19 protein-coding genes are annotated in these 17428 nt (G+C 30.7%); 4 read left to right on the top strand and 15 right to left on the bottom strand.

Annotated features, from left to right (window positions below; genetic code table 11):
* Positions 1 to 7: 7 nt before the first annotated feature.
* The 4 genes from HN587_03475 to HN587_03460 form a co-directional block, all read right to left on the bottom strand.
* A complete protein-coding gene (locus HN587_03475) occupies positions 8 to 877 on the bottom strand; it encodes a TIM barrel protein (GenBank protein ID MBT7902899.1) in 870 nt (289 codons plus the stop codon).
* 72 nt (positions 878 to 949) lie between these two features.
* A complete protein-coding gene (locus HN587_03470; GenBank protein ID MBT7902898.1) occupies positions 950 to 1807 on the bottom strand; it encodes a 2-oxoacid:ferredoxin oxidoreductase subunit beta in 858 nt (285 codons plus the stop codon).
* Positions 1804 to 3582, bottom strand: a complete 1779-nt coding sequence (locus tag HN587_03465) for a 2-oxoacid:acceptor oxidoreductase subunit alpha (protein MBT7902897.1) — start codon at positions 3580 to 3582, stop codon at positions 1804 to 1806. The genes HN587_03470 and HN587_03465 overlap by 4 nt, the downstream gene beginning before the upstream one ends.
* Positions 3583 to 3784: 202 nt before the next feature.
* Positions 3785 to 3979, bottom strand: a complete 195-nt coding sequence (locus HN587_03460) for a hypothetical protein (GenBank protein ID MBT7902896.1) — start codon at positions 3977 to 3979, stop codon at positions 3785 to 3787.
* Between the two features lie 112 nt (positions 3980 to 4091).
* Between HN587_03460 and HN587_03455 the strand changes: the two genes are divergently transcribed.
* Complete coding sequence (locus HN587_03455; protein ID MBT7902895.1) at positions 4092 to 4619, top strand: hypothetical protein; 528 nt, start codon at positions 4092 to 4094, stop codon at positions 4617 to 4619.
* 46 nt (positions 4620 to 4665) lie between these two features.
* Here HN587_03455 and HN587_03450 read toward each other — a convergent pair whose 3' ends face one another.
* Genes HN587_03450 through HN587_03440 form a run of 3 tightly spaced genes read right to left on the bottom strand, consistent with a single transcriptional unit; the run spans position 4666 to position 7133 of the window.
* Complete coding sequence (locus HN587_03450; protein ID MBT7902894.1) at positions 4666 to 5742, bottom strand: hypothetical protein; 1077 nt, start codon at positions 5740 to 5742, stop codon at positions 4666 to 4668.
* 33 nt (positions 5743 to 5775) lie between these two features.
* Positions 5776 to 6264 carry an NUDIX hydrolase gene (locus tag HN587_03445; protein ID MBT7902893.1) on the bottom strand — a complete coding sequence of 163 codons (489 nt, stop codon included), beginning with the start codon at positions 6262 to 6264 and terminating at the stop codon, positions 5776 to 5778.
* A 2-nt stretch (positions 6265 to 6266) separates the two neighbouring features.
* Positions 6267 to 7133 (bottom strand): hypothetical protein, encoded by an 867-nt coding sequence (locus HN587_03440; GenBank protein MBT7902892.1) that lies wholly within the window; start codon positions 7131 to 7133, stop codon positions 6267 to 6269.
* A gap of 211 nt (positions 7134 to 7344) precedes the next feature.
* On the opposite strand from HN587_03440, the gene HN587_03435 reads away from it, so the two are divergent.
* On the top strand, positions 7345 to 8202 hold the full coding sequence (locus HN587_03435; protein ID MBT7902891.1) for a hypothetical protein: 858 nt from the start codon (positions 7345 to 7347) through the stop codon (positions 8200 to 8202).
* A 10-nt stretch (positions 8203 to 8212) separates the two neighbouring features.
* Here the strand turns inward: HN587_03435 and HN587_03430 are convergent, their stop codons facing one another.
* The 8 genes from HN587_03430 to HN587_03395 form a co-directional block, all read right to left on the bottom strand.
* Positions 8213 to 9004, bottom strand: a complete 792-nt coding sequence (locus HN587_03430) for a class I SAM-dependent methyltransferase (GenBank protein ID MBT7902890.1) — start codon at positions 9002 to 9004, stop codon at positions 8213 to 8215.
* 33 nt (positions 9005 to 9037) lie between these two features.
* Entirely contained in the window at positions 9038 to 10066 is a 1029-nt protein-coding gene (locus HN587_03425; GenBank protein ID MBT7902889.1) for a hypothetical protein, read from the bottom strand.
* Positions 10060 to 11139: a DUF3419 family protein gene (locus HN587_03420; protein ID MBT7902888.1), complete on the bottom strand. Its 1080-nt coding sequence runs from the start codon at positions 11137 to 11139 to the stop codon at positions 10060 to 10062. Before HN587_03420 ends, HN587_03425 begins: the two co-directional genes overlap by 7 nt.
* On the bottom strand, positions 11132 to 12118 hold the full coding sequence (locus HN587_03415; GenBank protein MBT7902887.1) for a radical SAM protein: 987 nt from the start codon (positions 12116 to 12118) through the stop codon (positions 11132 to 11134). The genes HN587_03420 and HN587_03415 overlap by 8 nt, the downstream gene beginning before the upstream one ends.
* A gap of 125 nt (positions 12119 to 12243) precedes the next feature.
* A complete protein-coding gene (locus HN587_03410) occupies positions 12244 to 12942 on the bottom strand; it encodes a dephospho-CoA kinase (protein MBT7902886.1) in 699 nt (232 codons plus the stop codon).
* 17 nt (positions 12943 to 12959) lie between these two features.
* Positions 12960 to 14324, bottom strand: a complete 1365-nt coding sequence (locus tag HN587_03405; GenBank protein MBT7902885.1) for a B12-binding domain-containing radical SAM protein — start codon at positions 14322 to 14324, stop codon at positions 12960 to 12962.
* Between the two features lie 3 nt (positions 14325 to 14327).
* A complete protein-coding gene (locus HN587_03400; GenBank protein ID MBT7902884.1) occupies positions 14328 to 14861 on the bottom strand; it encodes a hypothetical protein in 534 nt (177 codons plus the stop codon).
* Between the two features lie 151 nt (positions 14862 to 15012).
* Positions 15013 to 15555, bottom strand: a complete 543-nt coding sequence (locus HN587_03395) for an HIT family protein (protein MBT7902883.1) — start codon at positions 15553 to 15555, stop codon at positions 15013 to 15015.
* 190 nt (positions 15556 to 15745) lie between these two features.
* On the opposite strand from HN587_03395, the gene HN587_03390 reads away from it, so the two are divergent.
* Together HN587_03390 and HN587_03385 are read left to right on the top strand one after the other, a co-directional pair.
* The gene (locus HN587_03390; protein MBT7902882.1) at positions 15746 to 16420 is read left to right on the top strand and encodes a hypothetical protein; all 675 of its coding nucleotides are present in this window, start codon (positions 15746 to 15748) and stop codon (positions 16418 to 16420) included.
* A gap of 121 nt (positions 16421 to 16541) precedes the next feature.
* Entirely contained in the window at positions 16542 to 17417 is an 876-nt protein-coding gene (locus tag HN587_03385) for a hypothetical protein (GenBank protein ID MBT7902881.1), read from the top strand.
* Positions 17418 to 17428 lie beyond the last annotated feature (11 nt).

The following is a 17428-nucleotide window of genomic DNA, read 5'->3' as shown; positions in this document are numbered from 1 at the left end:
TAGTAAATTATAGTTTTAGTTCATTGTATGTTTTTTGAAGAAGTAATGCGTCTTCCTCAATATTTGGACTTTCACAAATAACGCACCCTTTAAGATTAAAATCTTTAAAAGATTTCATAAGTTCTTGATATTTCAAATCACTTTCTTTTAAAATTAAATGGTTACGTTCCCCTTTAGGGCCATAATTAATTCCTGAGACGTGAATATGCATATTATCTAAAGCTGTTCTTCCAAGTTTTGATTCAACATGCGTAAGAATTTTAGAAAACTCTTCATAATTATTGTAACGTTTTGAATTTTCTTCAGGTCCTGCAATTCTTGCATGAACATGACTAAAATCAATACAAGGTAATACTTGTTCGATTTCTTCAGAAAGTTTTGTTATTTCTTGATACGTTCCCCATTGAGTTCCTTTACCAGTTGTTTCTGGACGAATCCAAATAGGAATACTTTCATCTTGCAATGTTTTTACAATTTGTTTTATTTTTTCTTTAACAACTTCGTAAACTTTTTTAGGATCTTGTTTCATGTAATATGCTGCGTGAAAAGTAACGCTGTGTCCGCCACTAAACCAAGCACTTCTTGCAGCGTTTAAAACTCGTTGAATTGATGCCTCAATTTTTTCTTTTTCTAAACTATGTAAGTTAATATAATATTGGCCGTGACACGTAAGTTCCACATTATTTTTTAATGCAACTTCTTTTAATTCTGGTGCTTTTTCTAAACTAATGTTTACACGTCTTACAAATTCGAGTTCCATACAATCAAGACCTAATTCCCGAACTCTTTTAATTCCATTAATTGTTGTTGGTTTGATTGTAGAATGAGGTATTCCTGCAGTTCCAAAAAGAAGTTTATTTGGTTTAAATAAAGTCATAAATTATATTAAATCAAGTTTATTAATAAATATTAGTATGTTGAGTCATAAGAAAAAAGAATAATTAACTTATTATCTAAATTCTTCTAAAATTTTAGAAATATCTGGATTTACTGGTTGATTTACTAGAGGAGTATCTTTTATTTGAGGTAAATGATCTTCATATGTTCTTTTTTCTTCTTGATAAAAAAGTCCTGTTGCAATTTTATTATCTTCACCGCTCCATTCAAGCGCTAGTTTTATTGCAAGTTCTTTATTTTTTGGATCATGATCTTCTAGCGTATAACATCTTTCTTTATACCATTTAAATGTGTTAAGTTTATTGAATGCAATGCATGGTTGAAGAATATCTATGAATGCAAATCCTTTATGTTTTATTGCTTGTTCCATTAATGATTGAAGCTGACTAGGATTTCCTGCAAAACCTCTTGCAACAAAAGTTGCACCTGACGCAATTGCAACTGCTAATGGATTTATTGCTGGTTCAGGATTACCAAACGGAGTAGATTTTGTTTTCATACCTTCATCAGATGTTGGAGAAGTTTGTCCAGTAGTCAAACCATAAATCATATTATTGTGAACAAAATAATTAATATTAACATTACGACGACAACTTTGAACAAAATGGTTAAGTCCTATACCATAACCGTCACCATCTCCTCCTTCAGCAATAACTGTGAGATCATGATTTGCAAGTTTTGCACCTGTTGCAACTGGTAGTGATCTTCCATGAACTCCATGAAAACCATATGTTTTAATCCAGTGAGGTGCTTTACTACTACAACCAATTCCAGATGTAATAAAAACATTATGAGGTTCAAGAGAAAGATTAACTAGTGCTCGTTTTAAACTAATTAAAACTCCAAAATTACCGCAGCCGGGACACCAATGAGGACTACATTCTGAATTATAATCTGATAATTCGCTCATTTTGTATGTTCCTCCTCTGAGTTTTTTGGATCTTGAAAGTTGTCTAAAGATTTAGGATTAATTTTAGTTAATTCTTTAACCTTTTTTACAATTTCTGACGGGTAAAATGGTCTTCCATCATACTTTAATAATTTATTTGGTATGTCTAGTAATAAATTTTCTTTAATTAATGATCCTAATTGTGCAGTAAAATTATTTTCAATTAATAATAATTGTTTTTGATTATTTAGTAAATTAATTGTTTTTTCTTTATTTGGAAAAGGAATTAAGTATTTGAAATGAATAATATTTGCTGATATTCCTTCTTTTTCTAAAAGTTCTAATGCATCTAAACAACTTAATTTTCCACTGCCCCAACAAACTAAACTAATAACTGCATCGGAATCGCCATATATTTGTGGCAGAGGAATAATGTTTTCTAAAGATTTAAGTTTTTTAAATCGTTTATCCATCATTTTAATTCTATTATCTGTTGTATCATCAACTTGGCCGAATTCATCATGTTCGTTGCCTGCAGTCGTAAACATTCCACCTTTAGTTCCTGGATTCCATCGAGGAGAAACTCCAGTTTCAGTAAATAAATGTCGTTTACCAATGTGTGCAGTATCATAATTTGATAAATCAGATTCAAGTAGTCCTCTATTAATGCTAGTTTTAGATAAATCAAAATCTTTAGAAGTTAAATGACTTTCACAAACAAGTTTATCTGTAAGAATAATAACTGGTAATTGATAAATATCTGCAATATTAAATGCATTTACTGTTTCATAAAAACTTTCTTCAATATCTCCTGGAGCAATAACTACTCGAGGAAATTCTCCGTGTGATGCATGACGAACAAAATCAAGATCGCTTTGTTCGGTCCATGTAGGAACTCCAGTACTTGGACCTGGGCGCATACCATTAACAATTACTAATGGAGTTTCAGTTACTGCTGCAAGGCCTAAACCTTCAGTCATTAAACAAAAACCACCTCCCGATGTTGCAGTCATAGATCTTACTCCTGCAAATGATGATCCGATAGCCACATTAATTGATGCTATTTCATCCTCTGTTTGTTTAACAATAATATCAAAATCTCTTGCTTTATTTGCTAAATAATGTAATATGTTTGATGCAGGAGTCATAGGATATGCTGAATAAAATTTACATCCTGCTTGAATTGCTCCAACTGCAATTGCATCATTTCCAGTCATAAGCATTTTTTTTGTTGGATTAGAGGGATATTCTAATTGATCTAATTGAATTGCTTTATCTTTAATAAAATCAAATCCTTTTTGAGCTGCATCAATGTTTACTTGAATAACTTTTTCTTTATGACTAAATTCTGAAGTAATTGCTGCAGAAAGATTTTCAAAAGGAATTCTTATTAATGCAATTGTTGCGCCTAAAGCTACAGTATTTTTTGCAAGAACTGTTCCGCATTCTTTCGCAATAGAATCAAATGGAACTCCAATATAATTTGCAGAAGGAGTTTCTAGTTCAATAGTATCTGAATCATAAATTACTAATCCGGTTTCTTTTAATTCATTTTTGTGATACTCCATAGTTTTTTTATCAAGAGCAATAAGAATATCAATTTCTTTTTTTACACTTTTAGCAGTAGGACTAGCATTAATTGCAAAAGTGTTATGACCTCCTCTTGCAAGGGAAGGATATTCTGTATAACCAAATACATTTAGGCCTAGTCTGGAGAATGTTTTACTAAGAATAAGTCCTGAAATTTTAATGCCTGCACCTGCAGGGCCTCCCATGAGCCAGCTAAGTTGTTTCATTTAATCACTTCTTTTAATAACTGTTTAATAAACGATTAGTTAATTTAAATTAATTAGAAAATTACTTCTATTAAAAACTTTCTGTTTATAATATAGAATATTTTAGGCAAAATGGTTATAGAATATAATGAGAATGTGTTAATTTGGTGTGTTGGATTGTTAGAATTAGGATGGGGGGTATATTGCTTAGGTTGTTGGTTTATTAGTTAGTTCTATTTTTTCCGCCAGTTTTGTAAGGTGAAAATTGAGATTTAACTTTTTGATTTGATTTTTGTTCAGGGGTTATATCTAATTCATTACGGGTATCGTAACCATAATCATTACAAATCATGCAATTAGTTTCACAATAAATTATAATTTTTACATTTTTTGATTTGCACTTGGGACAAATTGTCATGTGATGTATGTGTGAGTTATGGTATTTAATTGTTTTGAAATATTTGTTACCAATACTTAATTAAATTTTCATTGCATAACATATTTAAATTGGATATGATTTATGTTCGATTATGGGAGTTATAAAATATTTAGCTAAAAATTTTTGGTTAAAATACGTATCAGGTAAACTTTGGTTAAAATATGGACTTATTGCGGTTGGAATTTGTGCATTATTATATTTTTTTTATTTATTCGCATATTATCCTGTATTGATTGAAATTTATCCTGATCAAATGCCTGACTCAACTTTAATATTGCCGGGAGTTACGGGTCATTTATTCCCATTACTTTCTCATTTTATTATTGAAGGATCAAGTTTAACTAAAACATTTTGCGCCCAAACTGAACCATTTTGTTATAGTTGGACAAGAGAACAAGTTCCTGATTGTGTTGAATGGGTTACAAAAGAAACAAATGCTAAAGGTTGTTGTACAGGTTTGTCTTATGAGCCTAAATACTCTTGCGTAGAAAAAGTTGAAGTTGTGGGAACTCTATTGTTAGTTTTTATTTTAGCAGTAATTTATTTTGGAGCGGGTAGTTTTATTGGATTTGTTGTTCAGAAAAAAAGAAAAAATAATAATAAAATAAGAAAAACATAAATTTTGATCTTGAGTTTATTAGTTGTGATGATGTTTATTGAGAGGTTTATTTTTTAACTAATGGAATTCCTGCGTCATAACTTCTGATAACATGATCTCTAAATTCGCTATCTTCGTCTGCGTGTCTTAGATCTTGCATTAATGCATTAATATATTGTAATGGTTGAACTCCTTTAGGTCTAAAATGATCTGCATACGCACGAGTTAAGGCCACAATTGCTTTGTATTTTTCACTTCCTCTCATATACAATGAACGTTTATCTACAAAATCACTAATTCCTACTGCTTCTAATTTTTTCCAAGGAGCAGAATTTTCATCTGATTGAGTTTCATTTCCGTTTCCCCTTAATTTTCTAACAAGTGACGAACTCACTTCCAAAATAGAAATTTCTAAGTCAGGGTATTCATTATCTCTAAGATCTACTGGAAGCATTTTTTTTGTATATTTAGATATTTCCGGATGTTCTGCAAGAATAAGATCTCGGTTAAGATATCTTTCAGATGTTACTTCTCCTTCTTCATTTTTGTATTGAACTTGACGTTCACAAACAATAAAATTATGTCTAAATAATGAGGGTAAAACTTCATCAATAGATTTGTCGTGGCGTTCGTATGATTTTGGATCAACAATTTTTTCCATAACATCTGCTCCCACTAAAAAATAAAGATCAACATCTTTTCCATATTTTTGTTCAAATAATGGGATTAAATCTATGAAAAAAGGAGTGTTTGTAAATGCTAAACTAACATTATCGAGTGCATCAGCAAAACCTTCTTGTGCATGAACTCTATCAGAAATTGTTGAATTTCGCATTAAATTGATTTGTTTATCTATATGTGATGTACTCGTTGCAATAACTAATTCATCTAATGATTCAGATCCGCGAGTGGCTTCTTTATCTTCTACTGCGTCGAGACCACTTAGAAATAAATTAACATGCCCTATAGTTAATGGATCGTATGAACCGAAAGCAATAACTACTTTTCCAACTTCATCTCGTTCTCGATCAGGTTCTGTAGTAAGTACAAGTTTATGAATTCCTTGTGCACTAAGTTCTTTTAACCTAACTTCTTGGTTGTACCTTTTTATTGATCTTAATACATCTGTTTTTGATAGTCTCATTTTGGGTCTGTTTTATTTTTTATTTTTTTTTTATTAATCTTGAACAACTGTTTCAATTAAAATATATTCTAAATGTTGTCTTTTTGTAATATAATTTCTGATTCCTCTGATTGCAAGGAGAGCAGTATTTTCTGGAAGTTCGTGAATATTCATATATCTTACTTCATCAAATTTTAAGTCTTCTTTATTAGTTAATTCTCCACCTTTAACTTCTGCAACAACAGTATAGTTCATCCAATGTTGTCCTTCAATTCGTAAATCGCAAATATCTATGCAACCTTTTATGCAAACTTCTAAACCTACTTCATCAAATGTTTCGCGAGATCCTGCTTGATATATTGTTTCAAAAAGATCTTGTTTTCCTCCTGGAAGTTCCCACATTCCTGCACTATTTGTTGTTTCTGCAGTTCTAAGAGTCATAACAATTTCATCAGGATTATTTGGATTTGGAATTATAACTCCAACGCCATTTCCTGGATTATCATGTCCCCTGGAATCATAAACTTTTTTTCGATTTGCCATTTTTAATCAACATTTAATTCAATTTGATACATTGAAACTAATTCTTTGAACATTAATTCTCTTACTGCAGAGTCGAATTCTTCTCTAAAGTGAGTTGGAATTTCATGTTTTTGAGTTTGCATGGCTTGAGCTTCCGGGTCATTAGTTCCATTAGCAACACTACAAATGTGAACTTCAGGTAATCTTTTTGATTTTGGAACATCAGAACGCGGTGCTGCACTAGTTTCTGCTAGAGCATAACTAACTTCAAATTGAAGAATTAAATTATGTGCGCTTTCAACTGCAACGCTTGGTTGAACATAAGATCCAGTAGGTGTTGATTCTCCTAAAACAGTTCTTGCTTCTCTTGCATAAGGAACAAATGCGCCGGTTAAATAACTTGATGATCCTGGAAAATTAAGTGAGGGTGCAAGTCTTGAAATTAATTCAACAATTGCAAACTTTCTTTTAGATTTTCCTTCTTTGATTAATTCTGTTGCAACACCTAAATTTTGAATTGCATAAGAAATAATTGCTTGATGAAATTGATTTACTAGTGCTAGTTCTCCACTTTTTTCAGTTGAGTATTCGTTTGCAACTTCTTTTTGTAATCTTGCTTGTGCAAGTTCTTCGGGAGTATATCTTTGAATTCTTCCAGATTCTTCTTTCCAAGCGGTTAAATCTGCATTTGCTGCGTCAATTAATGCAGTCCATTCTCCTGATTCTTTTTTTTGTGCAAGTTGATCTTCTACTCTTGTTGCAAGTTCCTCAGTGTATGGTTTGAAAAGCTCTTGCGCTAAATCATATCCGTTTTTGTGAGCTGCACCTAATTTATGTGCGTAGCTTTTAACTAATTTTGATTGTGATTGAATTATTTCTTGTAATGCCATCTTATATTCCTCCAGTGATCTTCTATTTATAAACTTAACGTTTTTTACCACTCCTAAGTAAGTTCTTTTACTTTGTGATTTTTTGTTCATGTTATGTTAGTATAGTTGTATTTATGTTAATATTTATTGGTTAAGAATTAGTTATGTAGTTGTATTAAAGAAAGATTTATATATAAACAGTGCTTGAAATGCATTAACTGAGGTGTTTTAAATGGTCCTTGATAATAAAACTATAGATAAAATCAAAGCGTTTGTTTATGCAAAACCCAGAGCAGTAAATGAAATTGCTCAAATGCTTGGGAAAAACTGGAGAACTGCTGATCGGTATATTGAAGAAATAAGTAAAAGAACTGGTCACATACAAATGCGAGTATTTAGAGAAGGATCAAGAGGCGCACTTAAAATTGTTTTTTGGAATAATCTCGAAAAAATTTATGCAACGGATATACAAGAAAAACTTTTTGCTCAAATGGAAAAAGGAATAGAAAAAAATGATTTTTCTCCAATAGAAATTTATCAATATGTAGATCCTGAAAAAAGAGATGGATATTTTGAAGAAATAACTCCTAATTATCAATACAATGCAGAAACATTATTTCCCTTGATAGATAATGCAGAAGAAGAAGTATTAGCGTTTTCTGGAAACAATTCTTGGATTCACTTAAAACATGATGGACGAACATTACTTGATTCTGTTCGCGATGCAGTGAAGCGAGGAGTAATTTTTAAAATAATTACTAATGTGGCATTACTTGATTTGAAAAATTTAAGAGATATACTTGCAATCAATATTCAAATGGGTAAAGAAATGGTTCAAGTAAAACACGAAATAACTCCTTTGCGCGCATACATTATTGATGGAAAAATTGCAAAATTTTCTGAAATAAAAGTACCTGCAGGGAAAAAAGGAGAAGATAAAAAGATTTTGGGAGTTTATTATTCTATTTATGATCCTGAGTGGGTTGAATGGATCAAACAAGTTTTTTGGAAAAAATTTCAATTAGCCCTTCCTGCAAAAAAAAGAATTGATTCTTTGGAAGGATTACATAAATATACTGGGATGAAATAAAAAATTAGTTTTATTTTTTTTCTTGTTTAAAAATTATTATTTTTTGTTTAATTCTATTTGATTTAATTTTGGACATAGCAGTTTTACCCCAAATATGTTCAAAAATCTTTTGAGCTTCAATTAAATTATTAAACTCAAAATAGGTATTAAACTCAATTTCAACAATAAATTTATGATTTAACAACCATGAATTATATTTTTCTGTTCTTTCTTTATTTGGGAATCTATTTCTTATTACTTCAAAGTCCCCTCCGCTGTTATTTTCAACTAAATAGGTGGATCCCCCTGTTTTCAACAAACGCAGCGCCTCTGAAACTGCTTTTTCTCGACGAGATTCATCTTGAATTGTGCCTAAAACCCACGTTGAAATAATTACGTCAAATTGATTAGATTCAAGAGGTATATTTTCCGCAGATGATTGAATTAATTTTACGTTATTTATGTTATTTTTAATAAGTTTATTTTTTGCAATGTTTAATTGATCTTTTGAAATATCAAGTCCCACATATTCTTTTGAAACGTGCGCTAAATCAATCATGAATTTTCCAGTACCACAACCAAGATCTAGAACTTTTTTACCTTCAATTAGTGGTTTTAAGAAGTTTAGAATTTTTTTAGGAGAATCTTCAACTTGACTAAAACGTTCATAAATATCTGCTTCTTCATGATAACTTTTAGAACCTTCACCGAGATTACTATTTTGATTTTGTGGTTCTGAATCTAATTTATTTTTTTTGATTAAATCTTTAGTTTTATTAGAGTTTTTATTATTATTATTTTCGTTGTTTGTTTTTTCGTTCATTTTTCTGTTAGCCTCATATTTAATTATATTAATTTATGAATATTTAGTTTCTGGAAACATCATATCCACAAGGTATTTTGCAACATTTTGAGATTTTCCAGTTCCAGGTCTCATGTGCATATGTATTCCTGGAATTGAATTTACTTCTAATAATCTATACATATCTGCAGTTTGTGGTTTAGTAATATCTTTTGATAAAAAATCTAATCCTGCATAAGGTAATCCTGGAAATGCGTTTAGCGCTTTTTTTGCAATTTCAATAATTGAGGGGTGAACAATATCAGTATAATCTTCACAAGTAGCTCCGACTGCCACATTTGAATTATGTCTAAGATAAATTTTTTCACCCTCTGGCGGAACATAATTTGTATCTTTTTGTTGGCGTGCAAGATAATTATTAACAACCTCATCAAGTTGAACTGGACAAAGACAATTTTTTCTTGGAAATGATGGATCGTCTGATTCAGTCATTCTATTTTCAGATTCTTGATTTGCTAATTGTTCGATTGTTTTAGTTCCATCTCCTATGATGTGCGCACAATCTCTGTGAAGAACTGCATAATCTCCATTTTGAGTTATGAAAACTCTATATTCTTTTCCTTCAAATTGTTCTTCAACCAAGTATGTTTTGTTAGATCCATATTCTCCACTAATTTTATCAATTGCATCTTTAACATCGCACAGATTATCTAAATCCATGTAAACTCCATGACCATGTGATCCAAAAACTGGTTTGACTACCAAAGGAAAGTTTAATTTTTGTGCGTAAACTAAAGCTTCATTTTGGTGAATTCCATCGAATTGTTCACCACTAACAACGCTAATTCCTTCTCGAGCTAATAACTTTTTTGACAAATATTTGTCTCCACTAATGACTGTTGAAGGATAGGGATTAATTGATGAATCTCGGTCAAGAATGAATTCTTTATGGCCGTGATATTCTGCTTCAACTAATTCCATTTCGGGAACAAGAGAGTTAACATTAATTCCTCTGTTTTGAAGTTCAATAATTAATAATCTTTGATTTGTGTGTAATCCTTGTAATTCAGTTTCATTTAACATCGTAGTTCACCTTGATACATTAATTCAGAATTAGTTAAGATGATTACTCCATCTTGAACTAGTGGTAGTACACTTGGAAAAACAAGTTCTTGATAATCTAATCTTGTTGACTGTAATTCCTGCCTTCGAATTGAAGGATTATCAATTTGACTCCTATATGTTTGATTTGTATCTTGAGTTTGTTTTGTTTTTATGTCATAAACGTAAGCCGCACAAATAATTCCTCGAGGATTAAGTTTTGGAACTAGTGGTTGAATTACTTGTTTTATGAATTTTTGAATATAATTTGAATTATTTGGAAACATTGCCTCTGCATAATCTGCAATATTTGAAAGAAGAATCACATCAAATTTTTCGTCAGTAAAATTTTTAGTAAGTTCAGTAACGCTTGAGCAAGTCCAACTAGGGATTTGTCCTTTTCGTAAATTTAATTGTGCTTGTTCGTAGTAATGTTTGCTTTGTAAATATTTGTTGCTGAATGTTTTTAGTTGATTAGTGTCATATTGATTGTTAAAAATGGGACTTTCTCTTATTTGAGATCCATCTTGAAATAATTGATATAGATTATCAAAAAAAGTTTGAGTTGAATCATTAAGTTGAGATCTTAGTTTTAAATATGTTTTTTTATTTAGTGCTTGAGAATTTAATTGATTTGGATTATTTTGATCTTGTCTTAGTAGAAATTTTTGATATTCTTCAAAAGATAATGTTTTTACTGCGGTCAATTTCAAGTCGGTAACAAACGCACTTAAAATATTTATGTCAAAACTTTCTACTTCTGTAGCGCCCATTGCATAAGCTTCAATTATTTGATCTCCTGAAGCACTAACTGTTAAAACTCGTTTATTTTGTAAGTCTATTTGGGACATGTATCCTGTAAGATTTTCAGTAGCGAATGAATAAGTTGGACAAAAAGAACTAAACTTACCACTTGACATCAGATTTTTTTCAAGATTTCCTTGAAATAATGATTCAACTTGAGCTGAAACTTCTTCTTGATTTATTCTCATTTCTAAACTTTGTTTTTTTGATTCCATTTTTTTTTGGGTATTTTTTTTTGAAAATTTATTCATATCTTATTCTTGCAGGACATCCTTTACAATCTTTACAGCTTTCCACATAATTTTGCATTGGATTTGATGTCATAACCTCGTCGAAACTAGCATCTTTAACCGTCAGGCTAGTTTGGTAAGTTGGATCTTTTTCAGTAACCCATGTACAAGGTGAAATTCTTCCCAGATTGTCTATGAACAAGAATTTTTTTCCACCAGGGCAAGTTCCAGTTTCTTCAGATTGAGAATCTTCTGTAAAACTATAATTAACTTTTACCTGATCTTGATATTTTTGTGCTAATATTTCAATTTCTGATTTTGTTGTTTCAATTGGTTTGTATGAAACTTGACTATTGTCTCCTTCCATTCGCCCAACAGGTTCCATGTAAGAAAAAATAACTTCATTAACTCCTAAACTTGCAGCTTTTTTTACTACTTCTTCTAACTGGTGTTCATTTCCTTTGTGGATTACAGTTCCGAGTCTAACATAAACATTATTGGTTACGAGATTTTGAATTCCTCTAATTGTTTTTTCATAAGTTTTTGGACCTCTAACTTCTTCATGAGTTTTAGCATCAGGACCATCTAAACTTACATGAACCATATTTAGTTCTAATTCACTTAATTGTTGAGCACGTTTCTCTGTAATTAATGAACCATTAGTTGAAATATCTACAATAAAACCTAAGTCGGAAGCTTTTTTTAGGATGTCGACCATATCTTTTCTAATGAATGGTTCGCCTCCTGATATTTTTAGATGTGAGAAATCTCTTTGTTTTAAACCGTCGATTACTTCAAAAACTTCTTCTGTTGATAGTTCTCCATTAACTTTTCCTTTGTTTGCACTGAATATGCAATAAGAGCAACTATAATTGCAAGAGTTGGTTATTTCCCATAAAACTCTGCCTCCTTCTTTAGGTATTCTGAAAAGACAAAAAGAATAATTTTCCAAACTTGGTTGGTTGGTTTGAGTGTCGTTTGTTTGTATATTAAGTTCCATCTTAATATATATGTATACTTGTATTTTACTTAGAAATTTCTGATGTAAATGTGTCCGTATAGTTGTATTATGTTTTTGAGAATTAAATCAAGGTTATATGTGTTGAAACTGCAACATACTTGTGTTTAAGCTACTTTTGAAAGAATTTTACCAAATAATGACTCATAATTGGGGGTAGAAGGATCATTGGTTGTGTCAAATAAATGCAACTCCCCGTTCATTCCATTTTTTTGCGCTTCTTTTTGTTGTAACAATATTTCTGATCTCTTTTGTTCGTTAGTTAATTGAGCTGCAATGCGTTTTTTAATTTCGTTTTGCGATAAGTCTCCATCTTTTAATCTATTCATCTGAGCATTATGCGTGCAGGTTACTAATAGAACATTATAATTAACTAAATCTAGAAGTTGATCTTCTACTAGTAATGCCCATTCAACGAGAATTATTCCCGATCTATCTGTTAGTTCGCAATCCAGATATTGTTTGAGGTGAGGAGCTAATTGTGCGCCATATTGGGCCATTGCATTCGAATCGTAATAAATTAATTGCGAAAGAATTGTTCTATCTATGCTATTATCTGATTTTCTAATTTGCGGGCCAAATACATCTTCTAAACTTTGTCTTGCAGATTCATACTTAGGATTTGTTCCTAAAATATCTCTTCGCATTAAATCAAAATTAACTTTGTAAACTTGAATGTTTGAATCTTTTGCTATTTGTTCAAGTTGATCGCATGCATAACTTTTTCCACAAGACATACTTCCAGTTACGCCTAAAACATATTTACTTGAATTTATTTTTTGAACTAATTCTGAATCTAATCTCATTTTTTTTCAACCTAAATTTACCAACAAACTCCATATCGTGATGGACATAATGAAATGAATTTTACTGATTTATTTTTGTTTTGAAGTTTTTTTACATTCCTCCAATCTTTAACATTTTTAACTAACACATAATTTTTATTTATGAGTTGTTTGATTAAAATGTCTAAATTTTCTTGAATTGTTTTTATGTTGAGATCTCTTTTAATTTCTTCATTAGGTTTTGAGTTGTGGATATATTGTTGTTTTAAACAATTAGTTTTTGAATTGTATTCACTTCCAACTCTTAATGCTAAAAAATGAGCACGAATTTCATCAGGTTGAGTTTTTAAAATTAATTCTATTGTATTTTTTAATCCTTTTTCATCTGCATTGGGAAGATCAAAAATCCAACTAGTTCTTACTCGAAAACCAATTTTTTTTGTTTCTATTATTGTTTTTTTGATTTGATCTGGAGTTATTCCTTTTTTTAAGCTATCTAAAACTTTTTGACTTGCAAATTCACAACCATAATGAATCCACCTAAAACCTGCTTGATGCATAAGTTTCATAGTAGTTATATCAAAAGTTGAAATTGTACCTAAACAACCAAATTTACATTTGATATTTTTTTGAATTAATAATTTAGATATTTGTTTCATTCTGTCTTTATCAACAGTTGCATTGTCGTCAAGAAAAAGAATTTTTTTCGCATTAAATTTTTGTATTAAATATTCAATTTCTTTTACTACATTTTCAGCAGATTTTGCTCTCCAACATCCCCAAAAATTAGGTGTCGCACAAAAACCACATTTCCCAAAACAACCTCTGCTTGAAAGAATAGTTCTAACTTCAATATAATCAGTTATATCAATTAAAGATCTATCTGGTACTGGCAAGGAATCTAAGTTTATTTTTTTACAGCAGGAAATATTGATTTTTAATTTATTTTTTTCTAAATAACTGATGCCTTGAATTTGTTTTAAATTTTGAAAATTAGTTTCGATTAATTGTTTTAACACAGGTTCCATTTCTGTATTGATAATTATGTCTGCATAATTTCTTAAAAATAATTCTGGTTTATGTTTTGGAGTTTTTCCACCTACAATAACTTTGGAATTATTATCTTTTGCAATTTTTGAAATAATATTAACTCCTTTAACTGCATTTGATGTGTGCAAAGGAATATGATAATCAAAAGGAATTATAGTTAATTCAGGTTGGAATTGTTTTATTATTTGTTTTATTTGTTTTGGTGCTAACTTTTTTACATCCATATCAATTACTTTTACTGTGTTATTTGATGATTGAATAAAAGTTGCAACTGTTAAAACATCGATTGGTTCAATTAGCAAACTTTTTTCACTAAATGGCATGTTTGGTGGATTAATAACTAGAACTTTCATTTTTTACCACCTAGATTCTCCACTACTTCTTGATTCGCCACATCCATAACTTCGTGAAGGTTTACTTGGTCGAGATTCACCAAAACTACTTGCTCTACTTTCGCCTAAACTACTTGCTCTACTTTCTCCTAAATTGGTGTTTGGTCTACTTTCGCCTAAACTACTAGGTCTACTTTCGCCATAGTTTGTAGGTGCAGATCTATTTTGAGAATATGTTGTGCCTGTATTGGTTGTCCTGCTATGAGGCATAGAATGTAGGATGATTAATTCAACTCCACCTAAGCCTTCTCCTGAAGATAATCTAATTTCAGTACCTTGAGTTGTATTTTTTAATCCAGTAATACTTAATCCAGGAGGTAAGTCTACAATATTATAATTATTAATTCCTGTTTGTTCATATACGTGGGCAGTATTTCCTTTTTTTTCAAGATGATAGTTTCCTGGGGGTAACATAATTGGAGCTCTGCTTGCGAATTCTACTAAATTAGCTATATCTGCTCCGTCGTATGTGCTTTTTAAGTCTCGAATTGATTTCATTTTATGCCTCCGCGATTAATTTTCGCTTTTCTTACTATAGAAGTATACTTGTATTTTACTTAGAAATATCTGGCAATTAACTGTCAATGTAGTTGTACTTATAGATTAGAATTAATTTTAATTGGCTATTGTTGTATTGGTCAAAAGAAATTTATCTAAAATATTGTGCTATTGTGTGCAGAAGTTTTTTAGCTTGAGCTTTAATTTCAGGACTAAAGAAATCTTCCATTGCAGTTACAATTCCAGGACCGCGCTCTCTGCGAGGAAATAATTGTGCGTGTAAGTGATTAACCATTTGACCTGCATATTCTCCAACATTATATCCTACGTTATGTGACCAATCGGGTGATGCGAGTAAATGTTTATGTCTCAGCATTTTTTTAGCTTTTTTTGCAGATACAGGTACGGGAGGATTATCTCTTAAATTTTGATAGAATTCAACTAGTGCTGCAGGATTTGTTTGGTATAGATCTTGAATTGCACTTAATGTTGCAGGTATTGCGTCCACGAATCCTTCTAATGATTCTCCTCTTAATTCGTCTAACGTTTCAACATGAGATTTAGAAATAACTATTGCATGTCCAGGAGTTGCAGGTGTGACTGATAATATTGCGTAAGCATGATCATTTTCATAAATGATTTTTCCTGCTTTTTTCCAAGGTTCGTATAATTTACAAAATATGTCTAAACTCATACTTATTCAAATTCAGTCGTAGTTTTTAAATCTTTTGGTTTTAATCACTAGTTAGGAGTTAAATTGAGGGGATTATGAAGTAATACTTATTTTTTTGAAGTATAACCTTCTTAAGAAGCATAAGAACAATCATTAAATGGTTTATTTATCATATTTAGGCGTTCGTAAGTTTTTTTAGCGGAGGAAGAAAATGGTAAATAAACACGTAGTTACAGCAGGAAAAGTAGTTGTAGTAGGCGCAGGAATTGTTACTGTTGCAGCTTTTTGGAGTACATCTGGAAAAAATATTTTTAATCAATTAATTGGAGAATATTTTGGAAATAACCCCGATGTGATTTCAGATCAAAGTGCTGATTTAGAAAAAGAAGTATTAGAAAAAGAATTACCTCCTCCCGAATTATTTTGGGCGCAACATTCAGTTGATTTAACAAATTTATTAACTCACGGCGAATGTGATTCTAAAGTTTCAATTAAAGATTCCGCAATCAAAAAAGTTGCTAAACAATACGCAAAATTAGAAACTAAATATGCAGAACTTGAACGAAAACTTAAAAGTGCAAAAAAACCAAATTGTAAACTGCGCGCAATACCTGAACTTTGGGAATCCTATGGAGTATGTGTTAGTGATTGTGGCAAAAAAAATGAATCTCATTATCGTTGTCGAGGGGAAGCAAACGAAGTATATGCATCATTAAGGTTACATGGAGATACGACTCGTCAAGCTAAAATAGTTTCAGATGATGTTAAGCGTAAATGTATTAAGAACTGGACTGGTAAGAAAGGAGATTGTAAAAAAAAATGTATGTATAATCCACCGCATGCAAAAAAACCATATCGGCATGGTTTAGGATTTAGAGGAACTTAATTTAAACATATTTTTTTGGTTGTTTTTTTTTGTTTTTTATATCATAATTTGTTATTGTATTTATTAAAAATTAGTTTATTCTCCAAATAATTTATATACTCAATTCTAAATAAACTAAGTTATGACGCTCACAAATCAAAAAAAAGAGAACAAACATAAGCACACACTAAAAATTGTTTTAGTTTCGGTTGTGGTTATTATATTATTAGTGCTAGTTGCAGGATATTTTAAGTTGTACAAAAGTCCAGTAACTGTTGCATATTTACATCTAGAACGAGGTGATGTAACTGTCAATACAGGAAATGGTTGGCAAAGTGCACAACAGGATATGAATTTAGGACTTGAAGATAAAGTTAAAACTGGTGCGAATGGAAAAGCGTCAATAATTCTATATGAAAGTGTGTTTGTAAGTTTAGAACCAAATACTGAAGTGTCAATTGCAGATTTGAATAAAGAACACTTACTGATCAAACAAGAAACAGGGGAAACCTGGAATAAATTTACTACAATGATGGGAGTTAATGGTATGAGTGTACAAACACCAACATCTATTGCTAGTGTTCGAGGAACATCATTTGGAGTGACAGTAAATCAAGTCATAGTTGGAGAAGGTAGTGTCGAAGTAACTAGAGGCGCTGAAAAAATAGTTCTAAAACAAGAAGAAAAAGTTGATTTGCGAGCAGAAAAATTAGAGCGAACAGTTGTTGATGAAACTGATAGAACTCGAGTTGTTGAAAGAATGAGTGAATCACTTAATAGGATGAAAGAATCAAGATCAAAAGAACTTGCAAAAAATCAATACTTAATAGATAAAATGGAAAGAAAGTATGGATTTTCTATGGAACGAGAGTTAACTAATGTTGATTCTGGAAGTAAAGATTTAGATGTTATTGAAGAAAATATTCCTGTTCAAACAGAATCCATAAAAAAAATAAGATTAACAACTGAAGAAATAATTAAAGAACAAACAAGAATTAATTCGTTAACAAAACGATAATGATATTAAGT

It is taken from the genome of Candidatus Woesearchaeota archaeon, assembly GCA_018675335.1.
Taxonomy (GTDB): Archaea; Nanobdellota; Nanobdellia; order Woesearchaeales; family UBA11576; genus JABJCP01.
This window is presented reverse-complemented; position numbering and strand designations above follow the sequence as displayed.

Coding starts and splice junctions, on each gene's coding strand:
- HN587_03430 (MBT7902890.1), bottom strand. CDS start 9,004: ATGAACGAAAAAACAAACAACGAAAATAATAATAATAAAAACTCTAAT.
- HN587_03470 (MBT7902898.1), bottom strand. CDS start 1,807: ATGAGCGAATTATCAGATTATAATTCAGAATGTAGTCCTCATTGGTGT.
- HN587_03460 (MBT7902896.1), bottom strand. CDS start 3,979: ATGACAATTTGTCCCAAGTGCAAATCAAAAAATGTAAAAATTATAATT.
- HN587_03395 (MBT7902883.1), bottom strand. CDS start 15,555: ATGAGTTTAGACATATTTTGTAAATTATACGAACCTTGGAAAAAAGCA.
- HN587_03440 (MBT7902892.1), bottom strand. CDS start 7,133: ATGGCATTACAAGAAATAATTCAATCACAATCAAAATTAGTTAAAAGC.
- HN587_03410 (MBT7902886.1), bottom strand. CDS start 12,942: ATGAGATTAGATTCAGAATTAGTTCAAAAAATAAATTCAAGTAAATAT.
- HN587_03400 (MBT7902884.1), bottom strand. CDS start 14,861: ATGAAATCAATTCGAGACTTAAAAAGCACATACGACGGAGCAGATATA.
- HN587_03435 (MBT7902891.1), top strand. CDS start 7,345: ATGGTCCTTGATAATAAAACTATAGATAAAATCAAAGCGTTTGTTTAT.
- HN587_03415 (MBT7902887.1), bottom strand. CDS start 12,118: ATGGAACTTAATATACAAACAAACGACACTCAAACCAACCAACCAAGT.
- HN587_03405 (MBT7902885.1), bottom strand. CDS start 14,324: ATGAAAGTTCTAGTTATTAATCCACCAAACATGCCATTTAGTGAAAAA.
- HN587_03420 (MBT7902888.1), bottom strand. CDS start 11,139: ATGAATAAATTTTCAAAAAAAAATACCCAAAAAAAAATGGAATCAAAA.
- HN587_03425 (MBT7902889.1), bottom strand. CDS start 10,066: ATGTTAAATGAAACTGAATTACAAGGATTACACACAAATCAAAGATTA.
- HN587_03445 (MBT7902893.1), bottom strand. CDS start 6,264: ATGGCAAATCGAAAAAAAGTTTATGATTCCAGGGGACATGATAATCCA.
- HN587_03465 (MBT7902897.1), bottom strand. CDS start 3,582: ATGAAACAACTTAGCTGGCTCATGGGAGGCCCTGCAGGTGCAGGCATT.
- HN587_03475 (MBT7902899.1), bottom strand. CDS start 877: ATGACTTTATTTAAACCAAATAAACTTCTTTTTGGAACTGCAGGAATA.
- HN587_03450 (MBT7902894.1), bottom strand. CDS start 5,742: ATGAGACTATCAAAAACAGATGTATTAAGATCAATAAAAAGGTACAAC.
- HN587_03385 (MBT7902881.1), top strand. CDS start 16,542: ATGACGCTCACAAATCAAAAAAAAGAGAACAAACATAAGCACACACTA.
- HN587_03390 (MBT7902882.1), top strand. CDS start 15,746: ATGGTAAATAAACACGTAGTTACAGCAGGAAAAGTAGTTGTAGTAGGC.
- HN587_03455 (MBT7902895.1), top strand. CDS start 4,092: ATGGGAGTTATAAAATATTTAGCTAAAAATTTTTGGTTAAAATACGTA.